This is a genomic window from Anoxybacillus dikiliensis (assembly GCF_050613275.1).
Taxonomy (GTDB): Bacteria; Bacillota; Bacilli; order Bacillales; family Anoxybacillaceae; genus Anoxybacillus.
Window position 1 is genome coordinate 2,192,404 of sequence record NZ_CP187112.1, and the last position, 15,160, is coordinate 2,207,563.

At 40.6% G+C, this 15,160-nt stretch carries 19 protein-coding genes; 7 read left to right on the forward strand and 12 right to left on the reverse strand.

Translation table 11 applies throughout. The features are described 5' to 3' along the window. Positions 1-24 precede the first annotated feature (24 nt). A complete protein-coding gene (locus tag ACPF7I_RS11480; RefSeq protein ID WP_021093776.1) occupies positions 25-363 on the forward strand; it encodes a YtrH family sporulation protein in 339 nt (112 codons plus the stop codon). Then, positions 360-860 (forward strand): sporulation membrane protein YtrI, encoded by a 501-nt coding sequence (gene ytrI / locus ACPF7I_RS11485; RefSeq protein ID WP_430746210.1) that lies wholly within the window; start codon positions 360-362, stop codon positions 858-860. Before ACPF7I_RS11480 ends, ytrI begins: the two co-directional genes overlap by 4 nt. Before the next feature lie 8 nt (positions 861-868). On the opposite strand, the gene ACPF7I_RS11490 is transcribed toward ytrI, so the two are convergent. After that, positions 869-1,816: a DHH family phosphoesterase gene (locus tag ACPF7I_RS11490; protein WP_430746209.1), complete on the reverse strand. Its 948-nt coding sequence runs from the start codon at positions 1,814-1,816 to the stop codon at positions 869-871. 98 nt (positions 1,817-1,914) lie between these two features. On the opposite strand from ACPF7I_RS11490, the gene ACPF7I_RS11495 reads away from it, so the two are divergent. Continuing rightward, on the forward strand, positions 1,915-2,214 hold the full coding sequence (locus ACPF7I_RS11495) for a YtpI family protein (RefSeq protein ID WP_021093773.1): 300 nt from the start codon (positions 1,915-1,917) through the stop codon (positions 2,212-2,214). A gap of 16 nt (positions 2,215-2,230) precedes the next feature. Here the strand turns inward: ACPF7I_RS11495 and ACPF7I_RS11500 are convergent, their stop codons facing one another. Together ACPF7I_RS11500 and ACPF7I_RS11505 are read right to left on the reverse strand one after the other, a co-directional pair. Next, a complete protein-coding gene (locus ACPF7I_RS11500) occupies positions 2,231-3,541 on the reverse strand; it encodes a DRTGG domain-containing protein (protein ID WP_430746208.1) in 1,311 nt (436 codons plus the stop codon). A gap of 74 nt (positions 3,542-3,615) precedes the next feature. Next, positions 3,616-4,293, reverse strand: coding sequence for a metal-dependent hydrolase (locus tag ACPF7I_RS11505; protein ID WP_430746207.1), 678 nt, complete (start codon positions 4,291-4,293; stop codon positions 3,616-3,618). 106 nt (positions 4,294-4,399) lie between these two features. On the opposite strand from ACPF7I_RS11505, the gene ACPF7I_RS11510 reads away from it, so the two are divergent. After that, positions 4,400-5,494 (forward strand): M24 family metallopeptidase, encoded by a 1,095-nt coding sequence (locus ACPF7I_RS11510; RefSeq protein ID WP_430746272.1) that lies wholly within the window; start codon positions 4,400-4,402, stop codon positions 5,492-5,494. 17 nt (positions 5,495-5,511) lie between these two features. Here ACPF7I_RS11510 and ACPF7I_RS11515 read toward each other — a convergent pair whose 3' ends face one another. Beyond that, on the reverse strand, positions 5,512-6,291 hold the full coding sequence (locus ACPF7I_RS11515; protein ID WP_430746206.1) for an SDR family oxidoreductase: 780 nt from the start codon (positions 6,289-6,291) through the stop codon (positions 5,512-5,514). Positions 6,292-6,372: 81 nt separating this feature from the next. Then, entirely contained in the window at positions 6,373-6,501 is a 129-nt protein-coding gene (locus ACPF7I_RS11520) for a hypothetical protein (protein WP_009361530.1), read from the reverse strand. 105 nt (positions 6,502-6,606) lie between these two features. On the opposite strand from ACPF7I_RS11520, the gene ACPF7I_RS11525 reads away from it, so the two are divergent. Further along, the gene (locus ACPF7I_RS11525) at positions 6,607-7,059 is read left to right on the forward strand and encodes a universal stress protein (RefSeq protein WP_009361531.1); all 453 of its coding nucleotides are present in this window, start codon (positions 6,607-6,609) and stop codon (positions 7,057-7,059) included. 12 nt (positions 7,060-7,071) lie between these two features. Here the strand turns inward: ACPF7I_RS11525 and argH are convergent, their stop codons facing one another. Both argH and ACPF7I_RS11535 read right to left on the reverse strand, forming a co-directional pair. Further along, positions 7,072-8,448: an argininosuccinate lyase gene (argH, locus tag ACPF7I_RS11530; protein ID WP_430746205.1), complete on the reverse strand. Its 1,377-nt coding sequence runs from the start codon at positions 8,446-8,448 to the stop codon at positions 7,072-7,074. After that, complete coding sequence (locus ACPF7I_RS11535) at positions 8,445-9,653, reverse strand: argininosuccinate synthase (RefSeq protein WP_430746204.1); 1,209 nt, start codon at positions 9,651-9,653, stop codon at positions 8,445-8,447. Before ACPF7I_RS11535 ends, argH begins: the two co-directional genes overlap by 4 nt. Positions 9,654-9,799: 146 nt before the next feature. Here ACPF7I_RS11535 and ACPF7I_RS11540 point away from each other — a divergent pair, with 146 nt between their 5' ends. Continuing rightward, the gene (locus ACPF7I_RS11540; RefSeq protein WP_430746203.1) at positions 9,800-10,114 is read left to right on the forward strand and encodes a hypothetical protein; all 315 of its coding nucleotides are present in this window, start codon (positions 9,800-9,802) and stop codon (positions 10,112-10,114) included. A 27-nt stretch (positions 10,115-10,141) separates the two neighbouring features. Here the strand turns inward: ACPF7I_RS11540 and ACPF7I_RS11545 are convergent, their stop codons facing one another. The 5 genes from ACPF7I_RS11545 to ACPF7I_RS11565 all read right to left on the reverse strand — a co-directional run bounded on the left by ACPF7I_RS11545 (position 10,142) and on the right by ACPF7I_RS11565 (position 14,215). Then, complete coding sequence (locus tag ACPF7I_RS11545; protein ID WP_430746202.1) at positions 10,142-11,335, reverse strand: acetate kinase; 1,194 nt, start codon at positions 11,333-11,335, stop codon at positions 10,142-10,144. 157 nt (positions 11,336-11,492) lie between these two features. Next, a complete protein-coding gene (locus tag ACPF7I_RS11550; protein WP_430746271.1) occupies positions 11,493-12,467 on the reverse strand; it encodes a class I SAM-dependent methyltransferase in 975 nt (324 codons plus the stop codon). A gap of 85 nt (positions 12,468-12,552) precedes the next feature. After that, entirely contained in the window at positions 12,553-13,059 is a 507-nt protein-coding gene (gene tpx, locus ACPF7I_RS11555) for a thiol peroxidase (protein WP_430746201.1), read from the reverse strand. 77 nt (positions 13,060-13,136) lie between these two features. Continuing rightward, a complete protein-coding gene (ytfJ, locus tag ACPF7I_RS11560) occupies positions 13,137-13,565 on the reverse strand; it encodes a GerW family sporulation protein (RefSeq protein WP_430746200.1) in 429 nt (142 codons plus the stop codon). 38 nt (positions 13,566-13,603) lie between these two features. Next, positions 13,604-14,215, reverse strand: coding sequence for a DUF2953 domain-containing protein (locus ACPF7I_RS11565; RefSeq protein WP_430746199.1), 612 nt, complete (start codon positions 14,213-14,215; stop codon positions 13,604-13,606). 125 nt (positions 14,216-14,340) lie between these two features. Here ACPF7I_RS11565 and ACPF7I_RS11570 point away from each other — a divergent pair, with 125 nt between their 5' ends. Then, complete coding sequence (locus ACPF7I_RS11570) at positions 14,341-15,144, forward strand: NAD kinase (protein WP_430746198.1); 804 nt, start codon at positions 14,341-14,343, stop codon at positions 15,142-15,144. Positions 15,145-15,160: the final 16 nt, after the last annotated feature.

Below are 15,160 nucleotides of genomic sequence, written 5' to 3' on the forward strand. Positions count from 1 at the left end.
TAGTATACAGAAGGAGTGAGCGAGATGGAGATGAAAACAGCGTTTTTGCCTGCTTTTATTCAAAGCTATTTCATCGCTTTAGGTGTGTTAGTTGGAGGGGCGTTGATCGGTGGATTTGGAGCTTTTTTATCGGGAGAACCCCCACTGACAATGATGTATCGTTTTGCAAGCAGTTTAAAAATTTGGGCTTTGATTGCAGCCATCGGAGGGACGTTTGATACGTTTTATAGCGTTGAACGCGGTTTTTTTCAAGGAGAAACACGGGATGTCATTAAGCAATTTTTACTCATTTTATCAGCAACGGGCGGCGCACAAACAGGTATGACGTTTATTCGCTGGTTTACACAGGAGCATGGCGCATGAGAGTCCCACCGTATGCACGCGATCCAGGATGGCAACGTTTTTTTGCTGGAGCGGCTATCGGAGCAATCATTAGCTGGGTCGTTTTTTTACAAATTTTTGGTATTTTACAAGAAAAACAAGTTCGCCAGCTCAACGTACAACGAGAAATCATCGCCCAGTTGAAACACGATTTAAACATTTGGCAACAAGATTACATCGAACTAAATAAAGAAAATAAAAAACGACTAACGATTCAATCAATTGATGTCAAAGTCATTAACGCGCAATCATACGGCATCGATACGTACACAGCGTTTCGAATCGAGGAAGATATAAAAAAAGATATCCAGCATATCACGGCGAAAGATATTGAAACAGTATATAAAAGCAAGGAGCTACTAAAAAAAGCGATTGAAAATAAAACGTATATCATCGACAATCGTACGTACCATCTTCATATCGAAACAATTTTATTTTTCACAAATATATCTATTGAACTGAAATTGAAGCAACAGTAGAGGCATCTCTACTGTTGCTGACATACTTCGTTTAAATCTGCCAACACGTGTTCCACTTCTTCCCACGAATAAATAGACGCTCCTGCTGCTAGTGGATGGCCACCGCCTCGATATTTTTTTGCAACTTCATTGACGATCGGACCTCTTGAACGAAGACGGACGCGAATTTGATCATCTTCTTCCACAAAAAACACCCATGCTCGTATTCCTTCAATATTTCCAAGGACACTAACAAGTTGTGAGGCCTCTGATGGTGTTGCATCATATTGCTTTAATAATTGTTTCGTCAATATAATATGGGCCACTCCGTGTTCGGATAGTTCGAAATTTTGCAACACATATCCGCTTAAATGCGCAATAGATAGTTTGGTACGATATAACTGATCATACAAGTCGACAAATGAAAATCCGTATTCAACTAATTCGCTTGCATATTTAAATGTTTTTGGATTCGTGCTTGGGAAAAGAAAACGACCTGTATCCCCAACAATTCCTGCGTAAATCAGTCGAGCTGCTTCTTTCGTTAAAACGAGACCGTGTTCCTTGCCAACTAAATACAACTCATAAATCATTTCACTAACCGAGCTAGCGTTTGTATCTACCCATAAAATGTCACCATACGGGTCTTCATTTGGATGATGATCAATTTTAATAATTTTTTTTCCGAGTTTATAACGTTGATCGCATACTCGTTCTTCATTTGCCGTATCGCAAACGATCACAAGAGCGTCGTTATACGTTTCATCAGGGATGACATCCATTTTACGCAAAAATTCGAGCGACGGTTCATCTTTTCCAACGGTATATACGTGCTTCTCTGGAAACGACGCTCGAATAAGCTCTGCTAATCCCCCTTGCGAACCGTACGCATCAGGATCTGGTCGAACGTGACGGTGAATAATAATCGTATGAAATTGTTGAATGTGACGAATGATTTCCAAAACCTTTTGTTCCATGGCGCTTCTCCCTTTTTTTCTCCATTAAAACATATTTTATTATGATTCGAAAAGATGTAAAATAATCACGCAACGATTTTTTTGTTGGAGGACTGACTATGCCGATATTTGTTATACTTATCATTTTTTCACTTTCGTTTTATTTGTATTACAAAATCAAATATTTCCGCAGCAAACGGCCAATGGAGCGCAAATGGATTAGTGCAAAATCAAGCATTGCGCTTGGCTCATTTGTATTTTTCTTTGCGATCAATCAATTTTTTATTCACCGTTCAACTGTCTCCCTTATCGTTGGCATCGTCTTTCTTTTCGTTGGTGCAGGAAGCATATGGGGAGGTTATCGTGCCCATCGCTACTATTTTCCACTTGCAGTAAAAGAAGCGGAGGAAACAAAATAGGCTGCTATATGCAGCCTTATTGTCGTTCAATCAACTGACACATCATTAACGCCTTTCCGACAAGCGTTCCTTCATTAAATACTTCGACGTCAACCTTCCCGAACTTACGACCGATTTCTAATAGCTTCGGCTTAATGTCGATGACGCTATCAATTTGGACAGGTTTAATAAAATAAATGGTGATGTTTTCTACGACGAGGTCACCTCGTTTATGTAAGCGAAGCGCGCGCGTTGCTGCTTCAGTTACAATCGTTGTAAACACCCCATATGATAACGTCCCTAAATGGTTCGTCATTTGAGGAGTAATATTGCAACGAAAAACACCGTCAACCGTTTCAGTTAAAAACTGAGTTGTGACAATATCATCGATCGTCTCACCGATTTGCGGCTGACGTTGCACCATTTGTAATGCCTTTAATACGTCTTGACGGCTAATAATTCCTTGAAGTCGATTATATTCGTCGACGACCGGCAACACTTCAATTCCTTCCCAAACCATCATATGTGATGCGGAAGCGACTGACGTTTTTCCGCTTACCGTGATCGGATGTTTCGTCATCACTTTCTCAATGAGCACATCACGCTCATAGCCCATTACATCTTTTGCCGTCACAATCCCTTGTACTTTTAATTGTTGATCGATGACCGGAAAACGACTATGCTTCGTTTCACGATTAAGCTCATACCATCGTTCTACTTGATCTGTTACATATAAATATGCCGTTTTTTCAAATGGCGTCAAAATATCTTCAACGAGAACAATTTCTTTTTTAATCAACTGGTCATAAATGGCACGGTTAATCATTGTCGCAACCGTAAACGTATCATAACTTGTCGAAATAATCGGAAGCTGTCGCTCATCCGCTAGTTTTTTCACATGTTCTTCTGTATCAAAGCCACCTGTGATGAGAACGCCTGCTCCCGCTTCAAGCGCTAATTCGTGCGCTTTTGTTCGGTTTCCGACAATCAGCAAATTCCCTGCTCCCGTATATCTCATCATCGCTTCAAGCTTCATCGCACCGATGACGAATTTATTTAGCGTTTTATGTAATCCTTCTTTTCCTCCGAGCACTTGCCCGTCAACGATATTGACAACTTCGGCATACGTCAATTTTTCAATATTTTCTTTCTTTTTTTGTTCAATCCGAATCGTTCCGACCCGTTCAATCGTGCTCACATATCCTTTTGTTTCAGCGTCTTTAATGGCACGATAAGCCGTCCCCTCGCTTACCCCCATTTCTTTGGCAATTTGGCGCACAGATATTTTTTCTCCGACCGGTAAGCTCTCAATATATTGTAAGATTTGTTCGTGCTTCGTAATCGTCAAGTTGCCCCACCCTTTTTCGACAGTTTGTTACTTTTTATTATAAGGGTGTGCATGACCGCATTCAATGAACGTTTTCACAGTTCAATACTTTCACCAACATGCAAGACGCGCCCAACGCCCTCAATCATCGACACAAACTGTTGTGGATTTTGTTGAATGACAGGGAAAGTATTGTAATGAATAGGAACAACTATTTTCGCCTTCAACCATCTCGCTGCAACAGCCGCATCTTCTGGTCCCATCGTAAAATTATCGCCAATTGGTAAAAACGCCACATCAATGTCATTCATTTGTCCAATGAGTTTCATATCAGAAAATAATGCGGTATCTCCAGCATGGTAAATCGTTTTTCCTTCCGCTTGAAACAAAATGCCACTCGGCATGCCTGTATAAACAATTGTTTCATTGTCTTCTACATAGCTAGAGCCGTGGAACGCTTGCGTCAATTTAACCTTCCCAAAGTCAAACGTAAACGATCCACCGATATGCATCGGATGAACCCGAACACCTTTCCAGCTTAAATAAGTAGCTAATTCATACGGAGCAATGACAAGGGCGTCGTTCCGTTTTGCTAATGAAACGGTATCACCGACATGATCGTTATGACCATGTGTTAATAAAATCACATCAACGTGAACGTCTTCTGCTTTTAAATCTGTCATCGGGTTGCCCGTAATAAATGGGTCAATGAAAATTGTTTTTCCGCTCGTCTCCATTTTAACAACAGAATGTCCGTGATAAGTGAGCTTCATCTTTCCTTCTCCTTTCTCTGTTTTTTTACATGATTTTGTTTCTTCATTTGTTCACTATTTCCTTCTTTTTTTATCCATGATAATCTGAAAAAGAAAGGATGTGAACATCATGGAACGAATAAGTAAGCTTCAACAAAAGTTGAAAGAAACGAATGGATCGTGGGCATTCATCACATCAACAGCAAACGTTTTTTATTTTAGCGGCTTTTATAGCAATCCACATGAGCGGCTACTAGCCGTTGTTATTTTTCCGAATGACGAACCGTTTCTCATCTGTCCAGAAATGGATGCAAATCAAGCTAGACAAGCCGGTTGGGCATATACGATCGTCAGCTATGATGATGTGCATCATCCTTGGCATATGTTGCGCGATGAGCTAAATAGACGAAACGTACAAACGGAACAAATTGGTATTGAAACATCTCATATGACGGTAAGTCGTCTCGAGCAGCTACAATCATGCTTTTCACATGCATCGTTTTTCGACTTAACCGATACGCTCCATGAACTACGAATGACGAAAGATGAAAAAGAGTTACAAACGCTTCGACAAGCGGCTGAATTAGCTGATTTTGGTGTCGATGTCGGCGTTCGTGCTCTAAAAGAAGGAAAAACGGAATTGGACATCATCGCGACTATTGAGTACGAATTAAAAAAACGAGGGGTGCGCGCCATGGCGTTTGATACGATGGTGCTTACCGGAACAAATAGCGCGCATCCTCACGGTGTCCCAGGAATGAATCGCATCCAACCGGGTGATTTTGTGTTGTTCGATCTCGGTGTCGTACTTGACGGATACTGTTCTGACATTACGCGTACCGTCGTATTTGGAAAACCAACTGAACAACAAAAGAAAATATACGATGTCGTCTTACAAGCGCAACAAGAAGCTATTCATGCATGTCAAATTGGTGCATCTATTGGAAGCATTGACAAGGCAGCTCGTTCACGAATTGAACAAGAAGGGTACGGGGCGTATTTTCCGCATCGAATCGGACATGGGCTCGGTATTGATGTTCATGAATATCCATCGATGAACGCAACAAATACGATGCCACTTCAAGCTGGGATGGTATTTACGATTGAGCCTGGCATTTACGTTCCTTCCGTCGGTGGCGTGCGTATTGAAGATGACATTTATATGACCGACAAAGGACCACTTCTTTTAACGACATACCCAAAAGAACTACAAATCGTATAGGCTGTCATGTTGGCAGCCTATTTTCGATAACGATGAATAACATCAAGCCCTCCCGTCACTTCAATCACTGTCCCAGTAATCATATCGGAAAGATCATCACATAAAAACTCGACAACACGCGCAATATCTTCCCCTGTCCCTGAACGGCCAATTGGCGTCATATCGTCTTTCATCTGGCGTGCATATGCAATCGTTGCTTCTTTCATTTCCCCAATAATATTTCCCGGACAAACCATATTCGCTGTAATGCCGTATTCTGCTTCTTCAAGTGCAATCGTTTTTGTTAATGAGACAAGCCCAACTTTCGCTGCGCTGAACGCTGATCGATACATCCATCCCGGCGCGTGATCTGCCCCTTGAAAACCGTACGTCACAATGCGTCCGAAACGTTGATTTCGCATAATTGGCACAACTCGCTTAAATAAATGAAACATCGCGCTTAAATTTCCTTCAATCATTTCATACCACTCATCATCCGTATAATCAGCCAGTTTTTTTCTTTCAAATATGTAAGGACCTGCATTATGAATTAAATAATCGATGCGGCCAAATGTAGCAAACGCTTCATCTACAAGACGAACTAAATCTTCTTTATTCGTCACATCCCCTTGCACAAAATGAAGGCGATCATGACAATCACGATACGCTTTTTTCAACGTTTCAACAGCTTGCATGTCGCTTCGGTAATGAACAGTAACAGCATAGCCTTTGTCTAAAAAGCGTTCCGTTACTTTTTTGCCAAGCCCTTTCGTTCCTGCTGTTACAATCGCATGTCTCACCATTATCCCTCCATCCATGCTTTGTTATGTTTATCGTACTACAAACAGACGGAGGAAAACACATATTATGCTCGATTACCACGAGAAACAAAAGAGGCATTATCGCCTCTTTTGTTCATCTTCCTGTTCAATAACCCCGCTAATGTACGCATCTGTAATTTGTTCGGTCACTTCTGCGACCCCATTTTCATCGTAATACAATTGTTCTTTCTGTTCCTTCTCTCGCATTGTTTTACCCCTTTCGTCATAAATTTTTCGACAATACGTAGTGTTTGTTTTACAAAAAATGATATACTTGAATTGAAAGGAAAATTTTTTATTGGGGGAGTGTTTATGTATAAGTACAAAAAAATTTTAGTAGCAGTCGACGGCTCAAAAGAAGCAGAATGGGCGTTTAAAAAAGCAATTGAAATTGCTAAACGGAACGATGCTTCTCTCGTTCTTTCGCACATTATCGACGTTCGTTCATTCGCGACGATCGAAGCATACGATCGAACAGTGGCAGAGCGAGCGGAAAAATTCGCAAAAGAATTGTTGCAATCATACGAAAAGCAAGCAGTCGATGCGGGCGTCAAAGAAGTCGTCACAGATATCGAGTACGGTTCCCCAAAAGTAAAAATTTCGAAAGAAGTCGCTCCGAAATATGAAGTAGATTTAATTGTTTGTGGCGCAACAGGAATGAGCGCTGTAGAACGATTTTTCATTGGAAGCGTTTCCGAACATATTACAAGATATGCGAAATGCGACGTACTCGTCGTACGCACACCTGAACAAACAGAGGCATAAAAGCGGTTGCTTTTATGCCTCTATCATTTGTTTTGCTTTCTCAATCGCTTTTTTCACTTCCGTAAACCCCGTTCCTCCTGCGCTCGTGCGACGGTTGACAGCTGTATACGGATTGAGCGCTTCATAAATATCTTCCTCAAATAAAGGGGAAGCTTGTTGATACACATCAAGCGGTAAATCAGCTAAAAAAATGCCTCGTTCAATACATGTCAGCACAAGTTTTCCGACGATTTCATGCGCCTCGCGAAACGGCACACCTTTTTTCGCTAAATAATCAGCTAGTTCCGTTGCATTTGAAAAATCTTGTTTCGTTGCTTTTTCCATCACATCTGTGCGAATCGTCATCGTTTCAATCATACCCGCAAAAATTTTTAAGCTACCGATCACCGTTTGAACGGTATCAAACATTCCTTCTTTATCTTCTTGCATATCTTTATTGTAAGCAAGCGGTAGACCTTTCATAACGGTCAATAAAGCCATTAAGCTTCCATACACTCGCCCTGTTTTCCCGCGGATGAGCTCAGCCATATCCGGATTTTTCTTTTGTGGCATAATGCTACTTCCCGTCGCAAACGTATCATCCATTTCAATAAACTGAAACTCTTGGCTCGACCAAAGAATGAGCTCTTCGCAAAAACGAGATAAATGCATCATTAAAATAGAACTATTGCTTAAAAATTCAATAATAAAATCGCGATCACTTACCGCATCTAAACTATTTTCATATATGCTATCAAAACCGAGAAGTTGGGCTGTTAAATGGCGATCGATCGGAAACGTTGTCCCTGCGAGCGCTCCAGCGCCAAGGGGTGATTTGTTAATTCGTTTGAGCGATTCGGTAAAACGTTCGCGATCCCGTTCAAACATCCATACATATGCCATAAGATGATGGGCAAGCGAAATCGGCTGCGCTCGTTGCAAGTGCGTATAGCCGGGGACAAGCGTTTCAATATGTTGTTCCGCTTTTTGGACAAGCGCGCGCTGCAGCTGACGAATAAGTTCAACGATCTCGATCACTCGTTTTCGCAAATATAAATGCATATCTGTCGCCACTTGATCGTTGCGGCTTCTCCCTGTATGAAGCTTACCACCAACAGGACCAACTTCATCTATTAACATTTTTTCAATGTTTAAATGAATATCTTCATAAGCAACAGAAAAAGAAAGTTTCCCTTTTTTCGCTTTTTCTAATAGCTTCATTAATCCGTTTTTGATCGTTTCGACATCTTCTTTCGGTAAAATGCCGCATTCGCCGAGCATCGTCACATGCGCGATGCTTCCCTCGATATCTTCTTCAACGAGCTGTTGATCGAAATGGATCGATGCACCAAAGTCATCGACCCATTGTGCTGCTGTTTTTGTAAATCGTCCCCCCCATAACTTTTTCACACGTTCACCTTCTTTTCTCCATTGACGATGCTATATACTTTTGTAGGCAAGCCAAATAGAGAAATAAATCCGACAGCCGCCTGATGATCGAATTTGTCTTCTGCTGTATACGTCGCTAACTTTTCATCATATAACGAAAACGGAGATTTTCTCCCTTCTACAATCGCATGACCTTTAAACAGTTTCACACGTACAACGCCTGTAACATTTTTTTGCGTTTCTTTTAAAAATGCAACAAGCGCGTCTTTTAGTGGTGAAAACCAAAGACCGTTATAAATGACTTCCGCAATTTTTTGCTCGATGATCGGTTTGAAATGAGCTACTTCTTTTACAAGCGTTAAGTCTTCTAACTCTTTATGCGCTTTAATAAGCGTCATCGCTCCAGGACATTCGTACACTTCACGCGATTTAATGCCAACAAGCCGGTTTTCAACATGATCGATGCGGCCGACACCGTGCTTTCCTGCTAGTGCATTTAATTGTAAAATGAGCTCTGCAAGCGAATACGCTTTTCCGTTAATTGTTTTCGGTACCCCTTGCTCAAAACCGATTTCAATGACATCTGGTTCATTCGGTGTATGTTCAAGCGCAGCTGTTAACTCATACGCTTCTTCTGGCGGTGCTGCCCACGGATCTTCCAAAATGCCGCATTCGTTACTTCTTCCCCATAAGTTTTGATCAATGGAAAACGGGCTATCTAAATCGATTGGAATCGGAATGTGATGTTGCTTTGCATATTCAATTTCTTCTTCGCGCGACCATTTCCACTCCCGAACAGGCGCAATCACTTTTAAGTTCGGGTTTAATGCTTGAATCGACACTTCAAAACGCACTTGGTCATTTCCTTTTCCTGTGCAGCCGTGCGCCACAGCAACAGCACCTTCTAGTTCAGCAATTTCAACGAGCTTTTTTGAAATTAACGGACGGGACAACGCAGAGATGAGCGGATATTTTCCTTCATATAGCGCATGGGCTTGTAAAGCAATTAACGCATATTCATTCGCGAATTCTTCTTTCGCATCAATCATATATGATTGTACAGCGCCAACTTTCAACGCTTTTTCTTTTACAAACTCTAAATCTTTTCCTTCCCCGACATCTAAACAACAAGCTACAACATCATATCCTTGTTCCTGTAGCCATTTAATCGCTACCGATGTATCTAAACCCCCAGAATACGCGAGCACTACTTTTTGTTTTGCCATGATCGTTCCTCCCTAAAGAATAAAAATACTTATTATTTAATATTTATTCATTTTGCATATTAATAATGTAACAGCTATTTTTCTTTTTTTCAATAACTATTTTGATTAAAATAAAAATTAATAAATGAAAAGGATGGGAGAACAAAATGAGTGCACACTTTGTATATGATGAACGCCTTGGTATTCGCTTGCCACATTTAGAGAAAGCATGGGATACGTACACAAAAGAAGAACAAGCAGAAATTTTATTAGAGTGGGAGACGATTCGTGGAAAAATTCCTGATCGAATTATTGAATTAGAACAGCAAATTAATGAAAAGCAAAGACAACTCGGGGAGGAAAACGATTTTGCCCGCTCATGCATGCTCAACTTTGAAATTGCATCTCTCGCTTCGATCATTAACGATTTATGGATTTGGTATCGAATGAATCAAACGGTAACGAATCGCATACATCAATAAAAAAGGTGCCCGTATGGACACCTTTTTTTACGCTATGTTCGCTAATCTCATGACGTCGCGAGCAATCATCACTTCTTCATTCGTTGGGATGACTAATACTTTTACAGGCGAGTGCGGATAGCTAATGAACGCTTCTTTTCCGCGTACTTTATTTAATGCCGGATCCCAGTACACACCCATAAATTCAAGACCACGCAATACTTTCGCACGTACGACATCGCTGTTTTCACCAATGCCTGCTGTGAAAATAATAGCGTCAACTCCGCACATGCGAGCCGCATACGAACCGATGTATTTATGGATTCGTCCAGCAAACACTTCGAGCGCTAATTCGGCACGTTGGTCGCCTTTTGCCGCCGCCTCTTCAATATCGCGCAAATCGCTTGAAAAACCAGTTAAGCCAAGCATACCGCTCTTTTTATTTAAAATATCAATCACTTCTTCGGCTGTTTTTCCTGTTTTTTGCATAATGTATGGGATTAACGCTGGATCGATATTACCAGAACGCGTTCCCATCGCTACACCTGCAAGCGGTGTAAAGCCCATGGACGTGTCGATCGATTTTCCGCCTTCTACCGCTGCGATACTTGCGCCATTTCCTAAATGACAAGAAATTAAACGAAGTTGCTCAATTGGACGTCCTAACAGCTCCGCTGCGCGTTGCGTGACATATTTATGGGACGTGCCGTGGAACCCGTATTTACGAATGCCAAACTTTTCATAATACTCGTATGGCAAGCTATATAAAAACGACTGTTCTGGCATCGTCTGATGGAACGCCGTATCGAATACAGCAACAGCTGGTACGTTCGGTAACACTTCACGAAACGCTTTAATACCAACAACGTTCGCTGGGTTGTGCAATGGGGCTAAATCCGATAAATCTTCAATTTCTTTCAGCGTTTCATCTGTAATTAAAACAGAGTCGCTAAATTTCTCACCACCATGCACGACGCGATGGCCAATTCCTTCGATTTCATCGAACGATTGAATGACACCAAGCTCAATTAATTTATCAAGCAACATTTTCACAGCAACCGCATGATCTGGAATGGATGTTACTTCTTTTATTTTTTCTCCATTGACTGTCATATTAAAAATCGCATCTTCAAAACCAATTCGCTCAACGACACCTTTTGTTAATACTTCTTCACTCGGCATGTTGAACAATTGAAACTTTAACGACGAACTTCCCGCGTTAATAGCAATAACTTTTGGCATTTGACTAAACAGCTCCTTTAACATCGTTCACAATTATTGTATGCAACTATGCGAATTTCATCGGTACGTTTCTCATTTTACGGGTCGTTCATCGCTCTTTTCAAGTACGCAAACGTTACGAAAACGTTTTCTTCACATATTTGTTATATTCAGAAGGTTATGAACGATTTTCTTTTAGCCATTGTTCAAGCTTCACGACCATCGCTTGCATCGCCTCTTTATTTGCAAAGCTAGGAAGTTGTGCAAGCAACGCTTGTTTTGGCGCTTTCGCATGCGTACCTTTCTTTTGCAAAATAAAAATACTTTTCGCTGCCGCTTCGTTTTTAAACATCGAAAGCGGAAGCTGCAGCAAGCCTTGAATAAACGTTTCTTCTTTAATCAACGCATGCAATTTTTTTGATTCATCTGATGTAAAAAGCGTATTTGGGACGAGGAAAAATAAATATCCGCCTTCTTTCGTGTAACGAATGCTTTGTTCAATAAATAAATAATGGGCATACGAATGGCCGCTTTCGGCATGTAAACGAAACGATTTTGCATGTTCATCGTCTGGATAATATCCGATCGGCAAATCGCATACGACTACATCGACCGGTTCAATAAACAACGGCTTTAAGCTATCTTGATGAAAAAATTGAATTTCATGTTGTTGTAAATTTGCATTGACATAAGCAAGTTTCAATAGTAAATCGTCCGCATCTGCTCCGTAGCTTTTTACTTTTTTGCTTGTGAGTTGATTCAACACAGCTGTCATCAAATTTCCCGTCCCAACAGCAGGATCGAGGAGAGAGAGCGAAAAATATGTTTTTGTAAATTCATCAACTAAATAACCGATAAATACTGATACGGCATCTGGTGTCATTTGATGATGTGGTTGTACATATTGTTTCATTCCTTTTAATATCGCTAATTGCAGCGCTTTGCGAATATGTTCATTTTTCCACTCATGTACATGCACAGCTTCATACGCCTTTTTCAAACGTTTTTTTAATAGCTCGTTTACTTCTTCTTGCAGTACATCCCCGTGAAATAAATTTTCTCCCGTCTCAGCAACTGCTTCTAAATATGAGCATTTCAATTCTTCTTGAAGCCATGTCGCCGTTTCATCAATGATGGTAAATAATTTTTCCAACATCCCTCACTCCTTTCTGTCCGACATTCTATTTTAGAAAATGTAAACGAAAAAGGCTATCCCTTTTTGAGATAGCCTCAAACAATTATTGTTGAGCTGCTTGTTTTGCCGCCTCGATTGCCGCTTCATAGTTCGGATGATTTGTCGCTTCCGATACGTACTCAACATATGTGACACGATCGTTACGATCAACGACAAATACAGCGCGAGCAAGTAGACGCAATTCTTGAATAAGGACGCCATATGCTTGGCCAAACGATACGTCGCGATGATCAGACAATGTGACAACGTTTTCTAACCCGTTTGCAGCGCACCAACGTTTTTGCGCAAATGGCAAGTCAACGCTAATCGTTAATACTTTCACTCCTTCAATGCTACCTGCTTCCTCATTGAAACGCCGCGTTTGCGCATCACAAACTCCCGTATCGATTGATGGTACAACGCTAATTAACCGAACAAATCCTTTTGTATCGTCTAATGTCACCGGCGATAAGTCGTTTGCAAGCACTGTGAAATGAGGAGCCGCATCGCCGACTTTCACTTCATTGCCAACTAATGTGACAGGATTTCCTTTAAATGTAACCTTCGCCATAGTAAGCCTCCTCTTTATATAAGATACAGGCTCATCATAACGTAATTAGATGAAAAATTCAATTATTTCGATTGATACTAAATATCAAAGTCTGGCGCTTCGTTATGTTGTTGCTTCGGCTTTTCTTTTTTCTCAAACATATGCTGGATTTTTTCGATCGCTTGCGGGGCGAGATCTAAAATTTTCTCATATAAATGCGTGCTTTCATCTACATGTAACAGTTTCACACCTGAACTGTTCACAATTAAAAAAGCAATCGGTGTAATCGATACACCCCCACCACTTCCGCCACCAAACGGATGCGCTTCTTTTTGTTGTTCATTTCCATTGTTTAATATAAACTCACTACCGCCTGCAGCGAATCCAAACCCGACTTTTGAAACAGTTAAAATGACACTTCCATCAGGTGTTTCCACAGGATCACCGATAATTGTATTGACATCGATCATTTCTTTTAAATTTTCCATCGCTGTCGTCATTAACCCTTCAATCGGATGTCCATTCATTTTCATTCCTCCTAACAACTGTCCACATCATTTGTGACTTATATTTCTTTTTTCCAATGTTTAACGACCTTCAGTCCTGCTAATATAGCATAACCGATTCGAAATCGAATCATACATGTAAATGACGTCCGCGATACGGCTCCTTGAAAAAAAGGAACGATAGAAATGGAAGGGGCAATACAAACATTCATATATTTGCTTATCATTGCCAACGCATAATATTTTACCGACCATCCAACCCCGACAAGCACGGCGGTTTTTGCGGCATCACCGACACCAATTTGGGTGTGCCATTGAAACTGCAAAACATCAACGTTTTGTAAAAACTTTTTTATAATCGTATGCAAATGAACGATTTTTTTTAACAACTGTCTCACTTGTGCTAAACGGTGACGAGCATCGTTCACAGTAAGCGTTGTTTTTTCGTCTTTTCCTGTATTCGTTTTTTCTTCTGTGACGATTCCCACTTCGCTTTTCGAGATCTCAATGAGCGGAATCATAAAACGATAGCGAATAAAGCGAAGGAGCCGAACATCTATTGTCAATTGATCGTCATCTTGTGCATGTCGAAATTGAATCGTCATATGCACATATAAAAAAGGAATAAGCGTTAAGAAGGCAATTAAGATGATGGTAATCACGAAAATCATCGGCTTTTCACTTCCTTCCCGATGACATTTTCGACAAAAATGAGCAAAATTAAACGAATAAATTCGCTATGAATGGAAAATAAATGATAAAATAAACGTGAGGACATTTTAACGGAGGGAAAACGATGACTGAACGCCGTAATCGCATGTACTTCTTCCATAAGCATGATGAAGAAACAACGAAGCAAGTTCAACCTCTTATTCAGCTCGCTAAACAGTACGAATTTGAAGTCGTCGATGATGCAAAATATGCAAACATCATTGTGAGCGTGGGGGGAGATGGGACGTTTTTACAAGCTGTTCGAAAAACAGGATTTCGCGACGATTGCTTATATGCGGGTATTTCGACATTAGGCTCATTAAGCATGTATTGTGATTTTCATATTCACGATACAGAAAAAATGATTGAAGCGATGACAACGGAACAAATCGAAGTGCGTAAATACCCAACGATTTATGTGACAGTCAACGATTCTACGTCATTTTATTGTTTAAATGAATGCACGATTCGTTCAAGTATTATTAAAACGTTTGTCATGGACGTATTTATCGACAATTTACATTTTGAAACATTCCGCGGGGATGGAATGATTATCGCTACGCCGACTGGAAGCACAGCTTATAATAAGTCAGTTAGTGGAGCTGTCGTCGATCCGATGCTCCCATGCTTTCAAGTTAGTGAGCTAGCGTCGCTGAACAACAATCGTTATCGCACCCTCGGTTCTTCATTTATTTTAAGCGGAAATCGCAAGTTGACATTAAAAGTTGTGCAAGACGGAAACGACTATCCAATTATCGGTATGGATAATGAAGCATTAAGCATTCAACATATCGAGAAAATTGATATTGCATTAAGTGGAAAAGTGATTAAAACAGTCAAATTGAAAGATAACTCATTTTGGGAAAAAGTAAAGCGAACATTTTTGTAAAAAGAGGCATTACGCC